Origin of the sequence: Paenibacillus germinis (assembly GCF_013141785.1) — a bacterium.
Classification (GTDB): Bacteria; Bacillota; Bacilli; order Paenibacillales; family NBRC-103111; genus Paenibacillus_E; species Paenibacillus_E phytorum.
This window is the reverse complement of the sequence record NZ_WHOC01000095.1, coordinates 124,165-143,374: the sequence shown is the minus strand read 5'-3', so window position 1 is coordinate 143,374 and position 19,210 is coordinate 124,165. Positions and strand designations below refer to the sequence as shown.

Here is a 19,210-nt window from a genome sequence, read left to right as displayed (position 1 = left end):
AGGATGATTTCAATGGCTTTACAACGTCTACATGATCCTGTACTTGAAAATGATTGGCATGCTGTGTACCTCGCGTCTGAGTTGAAAGACCAACCTGTGGGTGTCATCATTTTGGGTGAAAGAGTAGTGATTTACCGCTCTAGCAAAGGGGTTCATGCCCTGCAAGATCTATGCGTTCACCGTGGAGCCATGCTTTCCAGAGGGTGGGTACAAGATGATGTCCTAGTCTGTCCATATCATGGCTGGCAGTATGATTCATCTGGGCAATGTATCTGTATTCCAGCTCAGCCTAAGGGAGAGAAGATTCCTCTCAGAGCTAAGGCGCAAACCTATGCCTGTGAAGAGAAATACGGTTTTATCTGGGTATGTATAGGTGAACCTGTAGCGCCTTTGCCTCATTTCGAAGAGTTTGCTAATCCGGAGTTTCGTCCATTACCATGCGGCCCATACAAAGTTGAGGCAGCTGGAACGAGAGTGATCGAGAATTTTACAGACTTCGCACATTTGATGTTCGTCCATCAGAATTTGCTCGGACACCCTGACTATGCGGAGCTGCCTGACTTTCAGGTTATCAAGGAGAAGGAACGCATCTATATCGAAAATATTCCGATCTTTCAACCTGTTGCCCATTCCGGCTCGGATAAGAGTGAAGGTACGACATACGTATATATGAAGGAAGTTTATCGGCCTCTATCGGCTCGATTGTCCAAATCAGATCCGAGCAATGGCCAAACCTTGTGGATTATGTTGACGGTTTTGCCTGTAGCCGCAGAAGAATGCGTTGTATTCATGATGGTATCGCGGAATTATGCCTATGACGTAGATGATGCGAATTTTATTCGCTTCCAGGATATCGTGTTTGAACAAGATTCGAGGGTAATCGAGACTCAGAAGCCGGAGCTTCTGCCGCTGGATCTGCAGGTCGAACTCAACCATAAGGTCGACCGGTTCTCCATTGCGTATCGTCGTTGGTTGAAAGAATTAGGCGTGGTTGTTGGCACGATGTGAGTGAACGTTCGTCTTTCGCGCAATATAAGTGTGTTTTTCTAAAACAATTCTTGAAAAAGTAATAAAAAGACGTACTTTTATTGTGTGGAAATACAAAACGTTAGTCTATTCGTTGACTTGAACAGGCCATCAACTCTATATTTGACTAAAGATTGATAAGTTCTTTTGTAGAGAAAACCAAATATGGAGGGGAAGTTTAATATGAAACCATTTCATCTTACCAATCCGCTTGCAGCGAAACGCCCAGTTGTTTTGTTCATTAGCTTAGTTATGATCTCAAGTGTGCTCGCCGCATGCGGTAATGCGGGCTCATCGGTTTCAACGTCAGCGACATCTACAGCACCATTGGCGCAAGCGACGGCTTCCACTGCTCCAGCAGCTTCACCGGCTGCAACGACAGCAACCAAAGCAGTCGTACCTGCAACTGTTGTTTTAAACTGGTTCGCCGAACCCGAACATGGCGGGAACTTTGCGGCCTTGGCCAAAGGATTCTACAAAGACGCAGGATTTGATATGACGCTTATGCCGGGTGGTCCCCAGGTTTCTTCTACACAAATCGTCGCTTCAGGCAAAGCGCAATTCGGTATGGCCAATGGCGATGATATCCTGGTAGCCAGACAAGAGGGTATTCCGATTGTAGCTATCGCAACCTCCATGCAAAAGAGTCCACAAGCGTTGTTTTATCATAAAGAAGATGCTGCGATTAAAGATTTTGGTGATTTAAACGGACATAAGGTATACGTGGCTTCAACGGCCAGCTTCTGGCAATTTATTAAGAAGAAATACAAATTAGACAGTGCCCAAGAAATGAAATATACAGGTCAATTAGTTAACTTTGTCAGCGATCCCAAGGCTCTTACGCAAGGGTATGTAACTTCTGAACCGTTCACTCTTTCTCAGCAAAAGGTAGAGCACGGCACGCTTTTGGTTGCCGACTCCGGTTATAACATTTATGCTGGCGTATACTTCACTACGGAGAAAATGATTGCTGAACATCCAGACCAAGTGAAAGCTTTCGTAGAAGCTACGGTTAAAGGCTGGGATTATTACAAGGATCATTCCGAGGAGATCAATCCTTCCATTCAAGTGAAGAATCCAGATATGGGCTTAGATATGATGAAATATAGCGCTGCTAAAGAGATGGATTTTGTATTCGGCGGAGATGCAGCAACCAAGGGAACAGGAGTAATGACCAAAGAGCGCTGGACAGAAGTTCAGAAGCAGCTTGTTGATGTGGGTGTTCTGAAAACAGCAGAGAACATCGACAAAGTGTTCACAACGCAATTTTTACCTAAAAAGTAAGAGATAAAGCATAGAAAATAATCAGGGGGTGGCGGCATTGGCTTCTAATATGAATATGGATTTAGTGAACGTTCGATTGCCAATGGAGGATGAGGGGCATTTGTTTCGTCTCTCGATTCGTGAAGGCGTTTGGACTCAGATTCAGAAGCAAGAAGCTAATGCTGCTCATTCTGGTGCCGTGTCGCTGGAACAATGGAAACTGCAGATTGGCACAGGCGAATCGAGCGTCTCGTTCATTGATCTTGAAGGAAAAATACTACTGCCTGGCTTCGTAGATGCTCATATGCATTTAGACAAATCTTTCTCGCTAACTTCGGTTGAGAACTGGAGCGGGACATTAGAAGAGGCCGTACGCAATTACTCAAGTGCATCACCGTCTTTTACCAAAAATGAGATTAAATCAAGAATCATGCGTTCTGCTCTGCAAGCTTTGTCATTTGGCACAATGCACATTCGTACACATCTTGATTTTAATTTGAGAGCCTCACGAGAGGTAGCTCTACGCACAATTCAGGCAGCTTTGGAAGCTAAAGAGGCCTTAGCGCCTTATATCAGCTTGCAGTTGTTTCCGATGTGTCCCTACAATTTCATGTCACTAGATGTTGATGCCGTAGAGGAAGCATTAAAGATGGGCGTCGATGGGATTGGTGGAGCACCGCATTTGTCCTCAACCCCTAAGGAAGATATCGATTACATATTCAAATTAGCAGAGAAATATGATGTGCCGATAGATCTTCATTGTGACGAAACAGATAATCCAGCTATGCGCACAATCGATCATATCGCTTTACGAACAAAATCAGAGGGCTATTCAGGAAGAGTTACTGTCGATCATTTATGTGCGTTAGCTTCGATGACGGATCAGGATGCTCACGGCATCATTGAGCGCATGGCTGACGCGAGGCTCAAAGCAGTCTCATTACCTGCAGTTAATTTGTATTTGCAAGGAAGGCATGACGGATTCCCCGTTAGACGTGGTGTAACTCGTTTGAAGGAAATCTGGGAAGCAGGCATTCCTATTGCCGTGGCTTCTGATAATATTCACGATCCCTTTCACCCTTTTGGCAGAGGCGATTTATTGCAAATTGCTCTTATTGGCTCTTATGCCGCTCATATGGGGCGACCAGATGATCTTCGCACACTGCTGCGCATGATCACAGATGTGCCCGCCAAGGTACTCGGCTTAGCTTCCTATGAGGTAAAGGCTGGTCATCATGCGAATTTTATTATCATAGACGGAAGTACGCCGGAAGAGCTCTTTACCATGCTGCCTGAACGCCGTTGGGTTTATAGTCAAGGAAGCTTTGTGCGAATGGCTGCAAATAAAGCAGAGTGGCAGGATAAGACCTTAGCTCATTATTGGCAAGAGGCAAGTGAGAATGTATCCTTCCATAAACATGAATTTGCGAAAGGGTGAGCGTCTTAATGGCTAACCTATTGGTCATCTATTACAGCGCATTCGGTCACGTATTTCAAATGGCTCAGGCTGTTGCAGATGGAGCTAGCCAATCCGGAGCGCATCAGGTTAGGATCGTTCGCATTTCAGAAATGATTGCTGCTCAAAATCGTGTTATTCAGCAAGATAAAGAAAGCCCGAGAGCGGGAAATGAGAACTTAGCAAGTGCAGCGACGCTTTCCAAGCAATTCCGCTTAACAGATCGTTACAGTAAATATGAAGCTACGCAAGCTTTGCAGCAGGATATTCCTATCGCAACGAATGATGATTTGCGTTGGGCAGATGGAATTCTATGGGGATTTCCGACGTATTATGGCACGATGCCTGCCCAAGTTAAGCTATTTCTTGAAATGGCTGGAGAGCTTTGTATCGAAGGTGCTTTGGAAGGAAAACCGACTGGTATTTTTAACAGTACTGCTTCCATTCATACCGGACATGAAGCCGCTATTTTAACTGCAATGGTTCCCTTATTTCATTTTGGCATGATATTCGTGGGACTGCCTTATTCGGAGAATCCCGAATATTTAACTGCAGATGCGATTGGCTGCTCGCCTTATGGGGCATCGACATTGGCTGGGCCGGATAGTTCGCTATCTCCGGATCCAAGAGAGCTTCTGATGGCAGCTCGATTAGGAGAGAGGGTTGCTGATGTAGCCGCTGCTTTACAGCTATTCCAAGCAAGATAAGCTTAATTTTGAACGACGCTAATTTGAAAGCTTAAGATCCGCTCTTCACTTTGAGTCTGGATCTTTTTTTATAAGAGCTTATGCGTACTATAATGTCCACTCACTTGGAGGTGCTGAACTTGTCATTCAATCGTTATCAAGGTAAGGCGTGGGATCGCTGCTTTTTTCCCCGCTTAAGTAAGCTCGAGGTTGCTCAGGTTCCCAAAGATGATGCGCTCATCGTTCTGCCAGTTGGCGCGATTGAGCAGCATGGTCCGCATATGCCAGTGTTTACCGATACGTTAATCTCCGAAGTGCTCTTGACCGAGGCTTTCGAACAGCTTCCCGATGATGCGAATATATGGCTGCTGCCGGCCATTCCGTATGGCAAAAGTACAGAGCACCTTGGCCATCCAGGGACCATAACGTTATCCGCAACTACCTTAATGGCTGTTGTGATGGATATAGCGAAAAGCCTGAGTAAAAGCGGATTTCAGAAATTAGTACTAGTGAACACACACGGGGGCAACACGGATTTATTAAATATGATGGGCCGGGAAATCCGTATTGAAACGGGGCTGGCTGTATTTCGATTAGATCCGGGCGGACTCGGTGCCGCTGATGAATGGATAACGCCGCTGGAGAAGCAGGCTGGTATTCATGCGGGTGACATGGAAACTTCCTTAGTGATGTCTGCTATGCCCCATTGGGTTCATATGGAGCTGGCTCCTACGGAATATCCGAATTACCCGGATTCGCGTTATTTGGGCCTTCGCAATCGTGCTTTTGCTTGGGTGATGGATGATTTATCTCATTCAGGCATTTCAGGTGATGCCACGCAAGCAACGATAAAGAAAGGGCATGCGATGACCGAAAGGTATGGCGCTTATATCGCCGAGGCGCTGCTCACCTTTCAAGCTTTTGAAATGAAGTCATTGAAAAAGGAACAATAACGGAGGAAAGTTCCAAAAATCAAATACAGGAGATGAAGTAAATGGCTATGAATTCTTCTCTGATCTATACATCCAATTCACATGAATCTGGCCTTAAATTCGTAAGTATGGAAAATCTGTCTAAGACTTATCCTAATGGAACGATTGCCTTGCAGGATGTGAATCTAACCATACAAGAAGGGGAGTTCCTTTGTTTTGTCGGTCCGTCTGGTTGTGGGAAATCAACGATTTTCAAGATGATCACAGGTCTTGCCAAGCCGAGTAAAGGGACATTAGATGTTTTCGGAACGACGCCCAAAGAAGCGCGCAAACAAAGTGATATCGCCTTTGTTTTCCAAGATCATACGCTGCTGCCTTGGTCTACGGTAGAAGCTAACGTAAGATTGCCGCTTGAATTGCGCGGTGTAGATAAGAAGACACAGAAAGAAGAGGCTCAGCGCGTGTTGGAGCTGGTCGGCTTGAAGGACTATATGAAGGTGCTGCCTAGACAGCTCTCTGGAGGAATGAAGATGCGTGTCTCCATCGCGCGTGCCCTCATTTCGAGACCTAAGCTGCTTCTCATGGATGAGCCCTTCGGCGCCTTAGATGAAATTACGCGTCAAACCTTGCAGATGGAGCTGCTCAATATTTGGCAGCAGGATAAATCCATGACCGTGCTATTCGTCACGCATAACGTATTCGAATCGGTCTTCCTATCCACAAGTGTTGTTGTGATGACACCCCGTCCAGGTAAAATATCGGCGAGGCTTGATATCCCTGTCCCTTTTCCACGAGATGAAAGCTTCCGTACAACGACTCAGTTCAGTGATTTAGTTCGTGAAGTATCTGCAGCTTTGGATCATTGATATGAAAGGGTGAATAGTTCATGGCCATGAATATTAGCTGGGAGAAAGAGATACAGGAGCAGCTAGCTAAAGAAATCGTGTTTGTCGATGGCGAAACGAGAGAAAAGCTCTCTAAAGATTATTACTGGTACTCTCCTGTACTAAATCGGCAGTTGCAGAATATGAAGGCGGCCGATGTCGTTGCCATACCGCACAATGAGGCCGAGGTGGCAGAAGTATTAGCCTTTGGTTACCGCCATAACATTCCTGTTACGGTTCGTGGAGCTGGTACAGGTAACTATGGTCAGGCGGTCCCTCTGCAGGGCGGTATTGTCTTAGATTTAAGCCGAATGGATGAAATTCTTGAAATCGGACCTGGATATGCTCGTTTACAATGTGGAGTTCGTCTAGGTGTCATTGATAAAAAGGCTCGCGAAGTTGGGCAAGAAATTCGCATTTACCCCAGTACTTATGTCAAAGCGACGGTGGGCGGCTTTGTAAGTGGTGGTTCCGGCGGAATCGGCTCGATTACCCACGGAAACCTATGGGATGGCAATGTGCTGGAAGCCGTCATTTACACCATGGAAGAATCTCCGCAGCGCTTGGTTATCCAAGGCCGTGACTTATTTGATTATATTCATAATTATGGGACGACCGGTATTTTGACTGAGGTGACCATCCCGCTTTCTCCTCGCACCGAGTGGGCTCAGGCTATTGCTAATTTCGACACCTTCGAGCAGTCGATGCGATTCGGTGAGGCTCTTGCCAGAGAGGAAGCTATTCTGAAACGACTCATTGCTCCGATGGAATGGCCAATTCCCTCGTATTTCGTTCCGTTTGCCAAAGTGATTAAGTCGGGTATGGCCGCTGTCATGCTTGAATTCGCTGAGGATTCACTGCCCTTACCCAAAGTCATGGCGGGCACATCGGCCATCTGATTGAGGCTAAGAATTACCGGAAAACGATCGGGGTATCGGATTTTACATGGAATCATACGACGTTATGGGCAATGAAAACGGACTCTTCCATGACGTATCTGCAAGCTGGCTTTAAGCTGGATTGCTATATGGAACAGATCCAGAAGATTAAAGACAAATATGGGGATGAAGTTTACTTGCATTTTGAATGGGTACGAAGCGGTGGGGAAATCTCCCCAAATTCGCTTCCGGTTGTTCGCTTTGAAAGCGAAGAACGCTTATACGAGATCATTCACTATTGTGAATCCATCGGCGTGAAAATATTTGATCCTCATACTTGGGTGTTAGATCATGGCGGACGTGGTGAAGTTGGCAGCATGGAGCGCAAAAAACGTGAGAATGACCCGAAAGGGCTGTTGAATCCAGGGAAAATCATTTATGAGATGTAAATGAAGGGGGACGTACAATGGCTGTAGATTCTAAATACCTGCAAATACTGCCGGATGAAATATTCCCTGCCCGCGAACGGGCGGCTTGGGCTAATCGATTGGAAGACGGGGCTTCGCCAGGGCGTCGACTCCTGATGTTGCTTAAGAATCTTTTGCCACCCTTAGTTGCCTTTGTTGTTTTCATCGGAGGCTGGGAACTTATTGCTTATTTAGTGAAAGCTCCTGTTTATCTCGTACCGAAGCCTTCCGATATCGTAGCAGCAGCCGTAGAAAACAGACACGGACTATGGGTATCTGTAAGGACAACAACGCTGGAAGCTGTGCTTGGATTTTTCCTCAGTATTATATTAGGAGTTACTGGTGCTATTCTATTGGCAAGCTCCAAATGGATTGAGAAAAGTGTGTATCCATATGCAATTATTTTACAAACGATTCCGATTGTCGCCATTGCCCCTCTCATTGTGATCTGGTTCGATGCGGGTGTGAATGCGATTGTTATTATTACATTCTTAATTGGATTTTTCCCCATGCTTTCTAATACATTAATCGGTTTAAATTCCACGGATCAAAATATGAGTAACTTGTTTTATTTATACAATGCAAATGCGATTCAAACGATGTGGAGACTGCGCATACCAGCTGCCCTGCCTTATATCGTAGCCGGTCTGAAAATCTCTTGTACATTATCCGTAGTCGGGGCTATTGTCGGGGAATACATTGCCGGTATTGGCGGAGGTCAAGGCGGACTTGGTTATGCGATAACGTATGCCGCTGCTCGTTTAAAAACACCTTATTTATTCGCTTGTGGACTTTCAGCATCAGCACTGGGCATTATTTTCTTCCTATTAGTCAACGGTTTTGCCAAATGGCTGCTTAGTTCGTGGCATGAATCCGAGATGAAAAAGGATAACTAAAATGGCACCAAGGTAAAGAGGGTGAGTTAGCTGCTGGATATTGTATTTCGTAATGTGCGTATGCTTGGACATTCGGAGGGCCGAGGTCTTGTAGATATCGGTATAAAAAACGGCGAAATCGCCATGCTTGGAAGTATTACCGTAAATGGAGAACGTGAAATCGATGGCACTGGTCATCTCCTGCTCCCCCCGTTTGTGGAGTCGCATATTCATTTGGATACCGTCCTAACAGCGGGGGAGCCCGCATGTAATGAGAGCGGGACCCTATACGAAGGCATCGGATTATGGCAAAAGCGGAAACAAGCGCTCACCTACGAAGACGTCACGGAACGAGCAGAGAAGGTGCTTCGGATGCAGATGGCTTCCGGCATCCTGCATGTGCGTACACAAGCAGATATCTCAGATCCGAATCTGACTGCTCTACGTGCACTACTAGCCTTGCGCGAGCGCATAAAACCAGACATGAACCTGCAAGTTATTGCGTTTCCTCAAGATGGTATTCGCGCCTGTCCCGATAATGAACGGCGTTTGGAGATGGCATTGGAGCTTGGCGCAGATGGCATTGGAGCGATTCCGCATCTAGAGCCTACGCGTGAGGAAGGTCTATTATCGCTTGAAATTTGCTTCAATCTAGCAGAGAAGTATGGTTGTTTCGTCCATGTTTTTTGCGATGAAATGGACGATGCTCACTCCACGTTCTTAGAAAGCGTGGCGCATCTTGCGATTCGTTCTGGACTGCGCGAGCGAGTAACAGCAGCACATGCGAACGCTGCAGCCTATTATGGTGAAGCTTATTACCAGAAGGTGCAGGGAATGCTTTCGCGCTCGGGCGTGAATGTTGTTTGCTGTCCGCTCATCAATAGTGCTATGCAGGGCAGATACGACGGCTATCCCAAAGGCCGAGGCATCACTCGGATAAAGGAGTTATGGTCGGCTGGTGTGAATGTTAGCATCGCGCATGATGATATTCAAACGCCTTTCTATCCGCTGGGTACAGGGAATATGCTGCAAGCAGCCCACATTGCTGCTCATTTAGCACATATGACGGGGCGCGAAGAAGTGGCGGAGCTTGTACGTATGATTACAACACGTGCAGCGAATACCCTGCAGCTCAAGGAATACGAGATCGAGATTGGCCATCCTGCCAGCTTTATCTTGCTGCTTGGAGATGATGCTATGGATCTTGTTCGTGAACAGCCAAGTTGTCGGTACGTTGTGAGCCAAGGCCGCATTGTTGCTGAAACTGTGCCTGCAAGGAGTCAATTGTTCACTGCATTTTAAATATAATAATTTATACAGAAAGCAGTACCCCCCCCTGATGTTTTTTTGCAGGGGGTGTTTATGTTTTGTTTTTCTTATGTTTACAAGTAAATAAGAAGGAAAGCTTTAGAACCTGTCGAATTTATACTATTGTTAATTACTTACAGTTTTCTTCGGGGGAGGAAAATAAATGAAATGGATATCTCGAGAACTCTGGAAAACAATATTGGTTCTGATTGTTTGTTGTGGATTCATGTCTTCCAATGCCTATGCCGAAGAGAAAGCGGATTTGAAAGCGATCCCAGAGTGGAGCATCATGTGGAACGACCCACCAGGTGGTCTAGAAGGAGTAATTGCTGCTTCCTCGAATCATTGGATTAAAGTTATTAACGGCGAATCATCTCCCGAGAAACCGAAAGAAGTTTCTTCGGCATGGATTAGACTTCAACTTCCACCCAATGTACCTAAAGACTATGGCATTTACATTGAAGGAATTTATACGCAGAACCTTTGGGTGTTTATGGGTGATCGCTTAGTTCGAGAAACCAAGTTTGACTTTCCATATGATAGTCAAAGAAGTTTATTTCCTATAGGCAGTGAGGATGGAGGGGGAGTCATTTATTTAAAGCTGGAGACATCCATGGATCGCTTGGGTATACATACAGCAATTAAGTTGGATAATTATGCTGTTTTGACACGAACATATGTACTTCAGGATCTAACGGACATTATTCTAGGGTGTGCATTTCTCTTCATGGCTGCAATTATGCTGATAGGTTCTATCTTCCTGAAAAAAGGCCAACTTACAAGCTGGGTTTTAGTTAGTATACTTAATTTAACGATTGGCATTATTTTTATTACATATCCCGCTTTCATGTACGCAAACTTCACGAACTATGGCAATCTATTTAGTGCTTTGTTTGATGTGTCGCTTGCCATTTTTTTGCCGGCACTCACTTGTTTTTTTGGAAAAATATTTGATGAGGGCAAATATAAACTGATTCGTTGGTTTAGAAAATTCCAAGTTCTGTATTCGATTTTTTCAATTACTTTTATGCTCATTAATCTACTCAGTGATTATCGATTTAACAAAGCTTATTTTTTTTCTTCGGTTACCGTCTTGGGGTTTATTATGATTAGTCAGTTCATTTTAATTATTGGATTATCTATTATACTCGTACTAAGAGGGAATAAGGAAGCTGTTATTTTTTCATCCGGTTTTGCCTTTTTAGCTTTTATGAGTACACTAGACCTTATATACTTCTACGCTAGTTCTCAAGAATATCAGTTTTCCTTGTGGAAATGGGGAGTTGTAGGATTTATTATTGCCCTTATTGTCATATTAGGCAGGCGCTTTGCCATCAATCAGGAACAGATGATCAATTATTCCAAAGAACTTGAATTTTACAATCATCAGCTTCAACTCTCGGAAAAAATGGAAATCATAAGCTCGTTGGCGGCTTCTGTCGCTCATGAGGTGAGAAACCCATTGCAGGTTACGCGAGGTTTCTTACAGCTTGTTGCTGCTAGAACAGACGATAAGAACAAAGAATATATGGGAATTGCGATCGAAGAATTAGATCGGGCTTCTGTTATCATTACGGACTTCCTGACTTTTGCAAAGCCTCAGCTGGATGATCTCGTTGATTTAAATGTTTCCAAAGAAATCAGCCAAATTGAAGGTATTATTGTTCCATTGGCTACCTTACATGGCGGGCGGATAACCGTTAGTGTTCCTAATGATTTGCATATACAAGGGAACTCATCGAAATTGAAACAAGTGCTTATTAATATTATCAAAAATAGTATCGAAGCCTTTCAGGTTGATGGTCAGATTCATATATGGGCTTATCATAAAAATGATGAGGTTTACATTCATATCAAAGATAATGGCGAGGGGATTGAACCCGCGCAGTTGATCAAATTAGGGGAGCCTTATTATTCCACAAAGACGAAGGGGACAGGGCTTGGATTAATGGTCACCTTTCGGATCATTGAAATCATGAAAGGGCACATTGAGTTCCATAGTCAAAGATACATTGGCACAGAGGTTATCATTCGCTTCCCATCAATTGCTGTTAAATAAAAAGAGGTGCTGCGCGTTGTTAGCGTGGCACCTCTTACCTATTTTACCAATTACTTTCAGTGCCACTCGTAGTAACTAATACTTTCGCAGGATTCGTAGGAATCACGAGAACAAACTCCGTTGAGGTTTCTTCAACCGCTTTAACTTTGATGTCATCTGGAAGAGTGATGTTAAATGCTTGTTTTAGCGCGGCTTTGGGATTAGCAATAAGTTGGTTCTTGAATGCTTCATCTTCCCAAGCTTTTTGAATAATTTGAGCTTTCAATGTTTCGTTGGATGACATTACTAATCACTCCTAGTCAATTGGGTAATTTTTCCTACAAAAAAATTATAGCACGAATATTCGGAATAATCTACCAATATCAACTAGATTTCGACAAATAATAATAGAATCCCCCAGAGGCTAACATTTTTCTGTTTTCTTTTATTTCAAGTGCGACTTTTTGAATGTTTTGCACAAGAGAATCATGGAAATTGATCATTTGCGTCATAGATACTTGCAAGTCTAGTAATTGCTCATGATGAGTAGTGGCGATTTGCCCATAGGTATCCAAAAAGTCATGCACATACAACTGCTGCTTTACCATTTCAGATGATATAGCACTATCCGTTGAAAGCCGCAACTGCTTCCGCATCGAAGCTAATAGGCAGTTGTAAGAACCCTCTTCCAAATCCTCTTCCCAGTCAGCCCAATCATCCAGCATTTGTAAAGTGATAAGCGTTTGTTCAACAGCCGCCGTGACGACAGGGATAAGGTGAGCTTGGTTTGCTAATAGAAGAGCGCCGGTGCTGGCATTTTTGACTGGACTTGCTTTCTTAGCGACTTTGCCAATGTCGTGATGGAAGTAATCGGATTGCTGCTCATTGGAAACAGCTTCTGACCATTCCGTGACATACGTTTCATAGTAAATCCAGAAAGGCGACCCAGCAGGGAACATTTCTCTATAAATGGATAGGAACTGCACATGAAATAAATTGGCGAGCGGCAGCTTGTCCTTATGCTCACCTTTGGCTGAATCCATGATATCGTCTTGTATAAAATAGTAGAGCATTACGAATACATTCGCTAATGAGAGTTTATTCATCGACTCTGGCGGCAGTTCACTGATATCTTTCATCCAATACGGAAGAAGGTAACAGATATAATTTTTAGTGCTTTCTTCTTTTCTTCCGTCAAATGTAGCTAGATAGGCAAGTCCGAGGTGATCTAACGGTGCTGGAAATGCGCTAACGATGCGTTCTGCATCTGCAAATACGTCAGCAAGATCTTTCTCATGAGCAAGGAACCAGTTCATAGGTCATTACCCCCTTTATTGGTATATTCTTGAAACTAGCCTAGCACGAATTCACGGAGTATTCAATTAGTGTTTTTCCACGATTTAACAACGCAATTATTCACTCTTGTTCACTGAAGTTCATATTGTTCACTTCATCTTTCACAGCATAGTTCACATACCTTCGACAGGCTTCACTATCCAATAGCTGCTGCCCGATTTATGATCATCTCAAGACATATTGCTTGAGGGGGATCGATCCATACATGGTCAAACGACGAGGTTTTCTCTACGAATTAATGACGAACAAAATCATGTTTCTTATGCTGCTGCCGACATTGATCTTCTTCTTCATTAACTCGTACATTCCGATGGTAGGCATCTATTATGCGTTTACGAGGTTCGATTTCAATGCTGGTTTGTTCGGTAGTCCATTTGTGGGCTTGGATAATTTCTCCTTTCTTTGGAAATCCGGCATTTTAATGAAATTGACGTTCAATACGCTGGGCTATAATTTGGCTTTCATTCTATTCGGTAATGTTTTCGCGATTATCTGTGCCGTCTTGCTAAGCGAAATTCGCAGCGCATGGTTTAAGAAAATTGCTCAGTCCGTTATGTTCTTGCCTTACTTCATTTCTTTCGTAATTTTAAGTGTCATTGTCTACAACTTATTTAATTATGAGAGCGGTTTTCTAAACACAACATTGAAAGAGCTGAGCTCGAATCCAGTCGATGTGTACAATACGCCCTGGGCTTGGGTATTCCTCATCATTTTGTTCTATTTGTGGAAAAATCTCGGCTACAGTATGGTCATCTATTTGGCTGCGATTACGGGGATCAGCGAGGAGTATTATGAAGCAGCGAAAATCGATGGAGCTAATATCTTTCAGCGTGTATGGCACATTACCATTCCAATGCTGAAGCCTACATTTGTTGTGCTCCTATTGTTTTCTCTGGGAAGCATCATGAAGGGACAGTTCGATCTCTTTTATCAGTTAATAGGTAATAACGGGATCCTGTTTAATGCGACAGACATTATAGATACGTATGTATATCGCTCATTGAAGGTCACTTTTGATGTTGGGATGGCCACAGCAGCAGGACTCTATCAATCTCTGTTTGGGTTTATCTTAATCATCTCCGTTAACTATATCATTCGGAAAATTAACGACGATTACGCTTTATTTTAGGGAAAGAGGTGCTGGGAACTTGAGAGTCAAGGATGAGAAATACACGTATTTGTTTCAAACCATCGCATATGTCGTCATTATCTTCTCTTTCGTCATTTGTTTATTTCCCTTTCTGATGATTATTTCGGCATCGCTTACACAGAATGAGTCGATTATCCGCAGTGGTTACCACCTCATTCCTAAAGTTTTCTCCATAGAAGGTTACAAAACGGTGTTTCGGTTTCCTGAGCAGGTGCTCAAAGCATACGGAGTGACCATCTTAGTTACTTTATTGGGAACTTTTATCGGTTTATTCCTGATGACCATGGCAGGCTACGTCCTGCAGCGCAAGGATTTCAAGTACCGCAATCATTTTTCCTTCTATATTTACTTCACGACGTTGTTCGGTGGCGGCTTGGTGCCTTGGTATATTTTGCTGGCTAATTACTTGAAGCTGACGGATACCTACGCAGTTCTTATTTTACCGGGACTTATGAGTCCATTCCTAATCATCTTGATGCGAAGCTTCATTAAATCAGCCATTCCTGAAGAATTGATTGAATCTGCCAAAATAGACGGCGCGAATGATTTCAAGATTTACTACAGCGTTGTGCTTCAATTATCGATGCCCGGCATCGCAACAGTTGGTTTATTCTTGGCGCTTCATTATTGGAATGGTTGGCTGCTCTCATCTCTCTTCATCAACGATCCGAACAAGTATGAACTTCAATACTACTTGTATAACGTGATCAATACGATGCGCTTTGTGTCCCAAATGGGTGCTGGCACCGGTGTCGTGATGACGGGTGAAATGCCGACGGAATCGACGAAGATGGCAATGGCCATTGTCGTAACAGGACCTATACTCTTCCTGTACCCGTTCGTTCAGCGTTATTTTGTGAAGGGATTGACAATCGGTGCTGTTAAAGGTTAGAACCGTAGAAGGAGCAAACTAGTAAACCTTCTCGGCTAACATAGATTACAAACATCATAAAGGGAGGATTCAAATGAAAATGATAGCAACAAATCGATTCTCTGCTATACTCTCGGGGGCACTAGTTATCACTGCTCTTACAGGCTGCAGCACTACAGAGCCTAAGAAAGAAACCGCTGCACCTGCAGCGAGCGCGGCTGCACCAGCGAAGGCTGAGACGCCTAAGAGAGACAAGGTAGAGCTTCAGTTCTATATGCTCGGTAATGCTCCCAAAGATCTTCAAATTATTCAGGACGAAGTGAACAAGCTTGCTTTGAAAGACTTGAACACAACCGTTAAATTCAACTACACAACATGGACGGACTGGGATCAAAAGTATAAGCTTCTGCTTTCCTCTGGTCAGCAAGTTGACTTAATCTTCACCGCAGACTGGACGCAATATCAATCCTATGCCAAAAAAGGCGCCTTCCTGCCGCTCGATGATATTCTTCCAAAAGCAGCACCAACCTTGAATAAATATGTGCCAAAGGACATGTGGGAGGCAGTGAAAATCGACGGTAAAATCTACACCGTACCGGCGACTTTTAAGGAATACGTAACCAATGGCTTCGTTTGGCGCGAAGATTTGAGAGCGAAGTACAATTTGCCGAAGCCAACTTCGATTGAAACCTTCGAGGCTTACATGGATGGCATCAAGAAGAATGAACCTAACATTTTGCCATTCGCCAGCGGTGGAGATGGAAATCTAATTATTAATGGCCTAAGAGACGTCGTTCATAACAGTGCAGGTGCTCCACTTTACGGTGTTGGAATCAACTATAATAAACCTGGCGAGCCATACTCCTATTGGGGGTCAGATGAACACTTAGGCGACATTAAAATCGCCAAACGTTGGATGGATAAAGGCTTCATCCCGAAAAACGTACTGAACGTCAAAGACTCCACGTGGGATCAGCTTGTAAGCGGGAAAGCAGCAAGTGAATTCGGAGATAATCCGGCTCGTTTCAATGATTCCTTGAACAAAATGAAATCAACACATCCGGACTGGAATCTAGATTACTATCCATTCCCGATTGCCAAAGGGTATGCACAGCCAGTACATCCGATTCATAACGGCTTTGCTATTCCGAAGAGCAGTAAGAACGCAGAGCGGGCGCTAGAATTCTATGAGAAAATGGTCACAGACAAAACGTATAATTGGCTCACTTCGTATGGCATTGAAGGGAAGAACTTCCAAGTCGAAAATGGCTATTACAAAATGATTGGTGATAATAACTCCAATGGCTTCCCGCGTGAGGCTATGAACAGCTGGGCATGGCGGAACCCGGAGCTGATGTTATTCGAGAAAAGCTTTGATGGTGTTAAAGCCATCTACAAAGAACTCGATAAAATTCAAAAACCGGATATCTTCACTGGCTTTGCCGAAGACTTCAGCTCCTACCAAGCGGAGAAAGCAGCGTTGGAGCAAGTTGAAAAGCAGTACCTATGGCCGCTGCAGCTCGGTCTTGTCGCCGACGTAGAAGCGGGTATGAAGACTTTTATGGAGAAAGCCAAACAGGCAGGTCTAGAAAAAGTTCAGGCAGAGTACAAGAAGCAATGGCTTCAATATGTAAGTGATAAAGGAATTAAATAAAACACAAAAAAAGGATCGCCCTGCAGCATGCTATGTGCAGGGCGATCCTTTTTACGCTTGTTTACCTGGTTCTAATTGACCAATCTTTCGGTAATCGGTTGGCGTTACACCAAAGTTTTTCTTGAACATGCGATAGAAGTATGAGCTATTGGTATAACCAATGCGTTCAGCAATATCCGATATGGGAAGGTCAGATTGTTTGAGCAAATCCTTGGCTCGATCCATGCGCATGGCATTGATGACATCGACAACGGTCTTCATTGTATTCTGCTTGTAGACGCGGCTTATGTAGATCGGCGACATATCGATCTCATCTGCGATCCAGTTTAAGCATAAGTTTGGATTCCCGCAATGCAGCTCAATCATGTCATTAATTTTACGAATAAGATCATCTTGTTTCATGCTTCTTTTATCATTGAGCTTCCTCTTAATTTCATCGAACGATTCGAAAAAAATAGCTTCAATCTCTTGGGTCGTTTCCAGCTTCGCGAGTGCCTGTCTAGATAATTGCGATCCGCTAGGGATTTCGAGGGCATTGTTTTTGAGAATCGTATGCATGACACCGCTAAGAGTGATGGTTAATCGTGAAAGGGTTGATTGGAATACACTAATCGGATAAGGCTTTGTTTCCTCAATGATGACGGTGTATATCTTCTTAGCTTCTTCAACCTTGCCAGCCATTAAAGCATCTATCAGTTTCTTCTCCTTCTCAACGGTGAACATGTAGTCAGCCGTTTCTGGATACTGGTGCTCCTGAGAAGCAATGAGACAGCCTGATCCAAGAAACAGACGGTGTTCGGAAGCTTCTACAACCTTGCGATACATGGGTACTAGGCTTTGAGGCTGAGAGCTTAGCGGACTGTATGTGATGGATAAGCTGATTTTAAGCAGCTCGTTGACAGCCTTTTGAATTTGCTTTAATAGGGTTTGCAGCATGCTCTGATCCCCGTCGCCAGGTATATTTCGAGCATTAATGAAAAGCACAGTGCTGTCATCGCCGATATCCACCGTTTCCACTTGAAAGGCTTGGGAAGCGATTTCTGAACTGATATTCATAATGGCATATTTGTATACATGAAGATCGTCTTGATGGGCTTGCAGAAAGGGTTGGAAGTGATCGATACGAAGCAAGACAAGTCGATAATCACTTTGGAAGTCAAAGGAAATGCCAAGCTCGCTGCGCTTATCCCTCATTATTTTAGATGTAATAGGCTCATGTCCTTGGAGCAGCTTGCGTAATAAATCTTGTTTTAACGTAAACAAAGAATTTCGTTTTTCTGATTCCAGCGATTTCATTTTATTGACAATACGATTAATAGGGGCGTAGAGCTTTCGAGATAACAACCATGACACTAGCAATCCTACAACAAGAATCGATATGCCAATATAAATGGTGGTTGTACGAATCTTGTTTAATTTCTTCGTAATATTCTCATATGGCGTAATACGAATATACCGCCATTCCAGCGTGTCAGGCGCTGTAAAGGAAATTAAGGATTTCTTGCCCTGGGCCATGCCAACGAAATATCCGGAGCCCTTATTGCTCATAATTTGCTTCGTTATCGGGGAATCAGACGTCAGGGCTAGAGAATTAATGGGTTGATCACCTGTAAGCATTCTGCCTGTATTATCGAGAATAAACGAACTGCTTGGTTCGTTCCCACTTGGTTTGCCGATATCTTTATTAATCCAGTCTGTCGTAATATTCACGATAATGGCAGAATTCAAGGCATTGTTGTTGCCAATGGCATCGTAGCATAGATAGGTGTAGACGTTGCTTTTCTGTGAACTGTCAGCATTTTTTAAATAAGTACGCGGAATGGGCACGAAGGGTTTGAATTCCTGGAAGTGATCTAGGACATTCAAGATGTCTTTATCAACGAGCTCCGCCTTGGTCATTAAACCGTTCTGACCTTTGTTTGACGCAATATAGACATTTGGCGCTTTCGGATTGTAAACGTAAATCGATTCGATGTAGGGCATTGAATTCAAATAATTATTCATTTCTCTCATTGCAGCTGTGGTGTCATAAATATCCGGATTTTCATAAAACATTAATTTACTAATATTACCGTTCCGGTACATTTGAAATGTAAGCGATTGCGCACTTTCCGTCATGGAGATGACTTCTCTGCTCGTTTGGGTTAAATTCTCTAAGTCCGATTGATACACTTGGTTCAGATTGATATTTCTGTAATTAACGAAGAAAATGGTGGAGGATACAAGCAGAGTCAGAACTGTAACGAAAATAGTACTAAGCAAAAGCTTAATATACAGTTTGCGATTATCTCCCGAAATCTTTAAATTCACAGCGTGCCCCCCCTTACGGACTAACCGATACAGTGATGCCAAGTATATCTACCTTA

Annotated in this window: 17 protein-coding genes; 14 read left to right on the top strand and 3 right to left on the bottom strand. The window is 43.7% G+C overall.

Annotated elements, in window-relative coordinates:
- Positions 1 to 12 precede the first annotated feature (12 nt).
- The 11 genes from GC102_RS20480 (at position 13) to GC102_RS20435 (ending at position 11,834) form a co-directional block, all read left to right on the top strand.
- Positions 13 to 1,008: an aromatic ring-hydroxylating dioxygenase subunit alpha gene (locus GC102_RS20480; protein ID WP_246321020.1), complete on the top strand. Its 996-nt coding sequence runs from the start codon at positions 13 to 15 to the stop codon at positions 1,006 to 1,008.
- A 201-nt stretch (positions 1,009 to 1,209) separates the two neighbouring features.
- Complete coding sequence (locus GC102_RS20475; RefSeq protein ID WP_246321019.1) at positions 1,210 to 2,310, top strand: ABC transporter substrate-binding protein; 1,101 nt, start codon at positions 1,210 to 1,212, stop codon at positions 2,308 to 2,310.
- A 37-nt stretch (positions 2,311 to 2,347) separates the two neighbouring features.
- The gene (locus GC102_RS20470) at positions 2,348 to 3,727 is read left to right on the top strand and encodes an amidohydrolase family protein (RefSeq protein WP_246321018.1); all 1,380 of its coding nucleotides are present in this window, start codon (positions 2,348 to 2,350) and stop codon (positions 3,725 to 3,727) included.
- Between the two features lie 8 nt (positions 3,728 to 3,735).
- On the top strand, positions 3,736 to 4,452 hold the full coding sequence (locus tag GC102_RS20465) for an NAD(P)H-dependent oxidoreductase (protein WP_171642997.1): 717 nt from the start codon (positions 3,736 to 3,738) through the stop codon (positions 4,450 to 4,452).
- A gap of 110 nt (positions 4,453 to 4,562) precedes the next feature.
- The gene (locus tag GC102_RS20460; RefSeq protein ID WP_312880024.1) at positions 4,563 to 5,384 is read left to right on the top strand and encodes a creatininase family protein; all 822 of its coding nucleotides are present in this window, start codon (positions 4,563 to 4,565) and stop codon (positions 5,382 to 5,384) included.
- A 41-nt stretch (positions 5,385 to 5,425) separates the two neighbouring features.
- A complete protein-coding gene (locus GC102_RS20455; RefSeq protein WP_171642996.1) occupies positions 5,426 to 6,229 on the top strand; it encodes an ABC transporter ATP-binding protein in 804 nt (267 codons plus the stop codon).
- A gap of 20 nt (positions 6,230 to 6,249) precedes the next feature.
- Positions 6,250 to 7,146, top strand: coding sequence for an FAD-binding oxidoreductase (locus GC102_RS20450; protein ID WP_246321016.1), 897 nt, complete (start codon positions 6,250 to 6,252; stop codon positions 7,144 to 7,146).
- A gap of 71 nt (positions 7,147 to 7,217) precedes the next feature.
- Entirely contained in the window at positions 7,218 to 7,574 is a 357-nt protein-coding gene (locus GC102_RS39530; protein WP_246321015.1) for a hypothetical protein, read from the top strand.
- Between the two features lie 134 nt (positions 7,575 to 7,708).
- Positions 7,709 to 8,488 carry an ABC transporter permease gene (locus GC102_RS20445; protein WP_246321027.1) on the top strand — a complete coding sequence of 260 codons (780 nt, stop codon included), beginning with the start codon at positions 7,709 to 7,711 and terminating at the stop codon, positions 8,486 to 8,488.
- Between the two features lie 60 nt (positions 8,489 to 8,548).
- Positions 8,549 to 9,769, top strand: coding sequence for an amidohydrolase family protein (locus tag GC102_RS20440; RefSeq protein ID WP_171691184.1), 1,221 nt, complete (start codon positions 8,549 to 8,551; stop codon positions 9,767 to 9,769).
- Positions 9,770 to 9,938: 169 nt separating this feature from the next.
- Positions 9,939 to 11,834, top strand: coding sequence for an ATP-binding protein (locus GC102_RS20435; RefSeq protein WP_171691166.1), 1,896 nt, complete (start codon positions 9,939 to 9,941; stop codon positions 11,832 to 11,834).
- A 43-nt stretch (positions 11,835 to 11,877) separates the two neighbouring features.
- Here the strand turns inward: GC102_RS20435 and GC102_RS20430 are convergent, their stop codons facing one another.
- On the bottom strand, positions 11,878 to 12,117 hold the full coding sequence (locus tag GC102_RS20430; RefSeq protein WP_171691165.1) for an NHLP leader peptide family RiPP precursor: 240 nt from the start codon (positions 12,115 to 12,117) through the stop codon (positions 11,878 to 11,880).
- Positions 12,118 to 12,196: 79 nt separating this feature from the next.
- On the bottom strand, positions 12,197 to 13,129 hold the full coding sequence (locus tag GC102_RS20425) for a hypothetical protein (protein WP_171691164.1): 933 nt from the start codon (positions 13,127 to 13,129) through the stop codon (positions 12,197 to 12,199).
- Positions 13,130 to 13,374: 245 nt separating this feature from the next.
- Here GC102_RS20425 and GC102_RS20420 point away from each other — a divergent pair, with 245 nt between their 5' ends.
- The 3 genes from GC102_RS20420 to GC102_RS20410 all read left to right on the top strand — a co-directional run bounded on the left by GC102_RS20420 (position 13,375) and on the right by GC102_RS20410 (position 16,844).
- Complete coding sequence (locus GC102_RS20420) at positions 13,375 to 14,298, top strand: ABC transporter permease (protein WP_171691163.1); 924 nt, start codon at positions 13,375 to 13,377, stop codon at positions 14,296 to 14,298.
- Between the two features lie 19 nt (positions 14,299 to 14,317).
- Complete coding sequence (locus GC102_RS20415; protein WP_171691162.1) at positions 14,318 to 15,211, top strand: carbohydrate ABC transporter permease; 894 nt, start codon at positions 14,318 to 14,320, stop codon at positions 15,209 to 15,211.
- Positions 15,212 to 15,284: 73 nt separating this feature from the next.
- Positions 15,285 to 16,844 (top strand): extracellular solute-binding protein, encoded by a 1,560-nt coding sequence (locus GC102_RS20410; protein WP_171691161.1) that lies wholly within the window; start codon positions 15,285 to 15,287, stop codon positions 16,842 to 16,844.
- 51 nt (positions 16,845 to 16,895) lie between these two features.
- Here the strand turns inward: GC102_RS20410 and GC102_RS20405 are convergent, their stop codons facing one another.
- Positions 16,896 to 19,154, bottom strand: coding sequence for a helix-turn-helix domain-containing protein (locus GC102_RS20405; protein ID WP_171691160.1), 2,259 nt, complete (start codon positions 19,152 to 19,154; stop codon positions 16,896 to 16,898).
- Between the last annotated feature and the right edge of the window lie 56 nt (positions 19,155 to 19,210).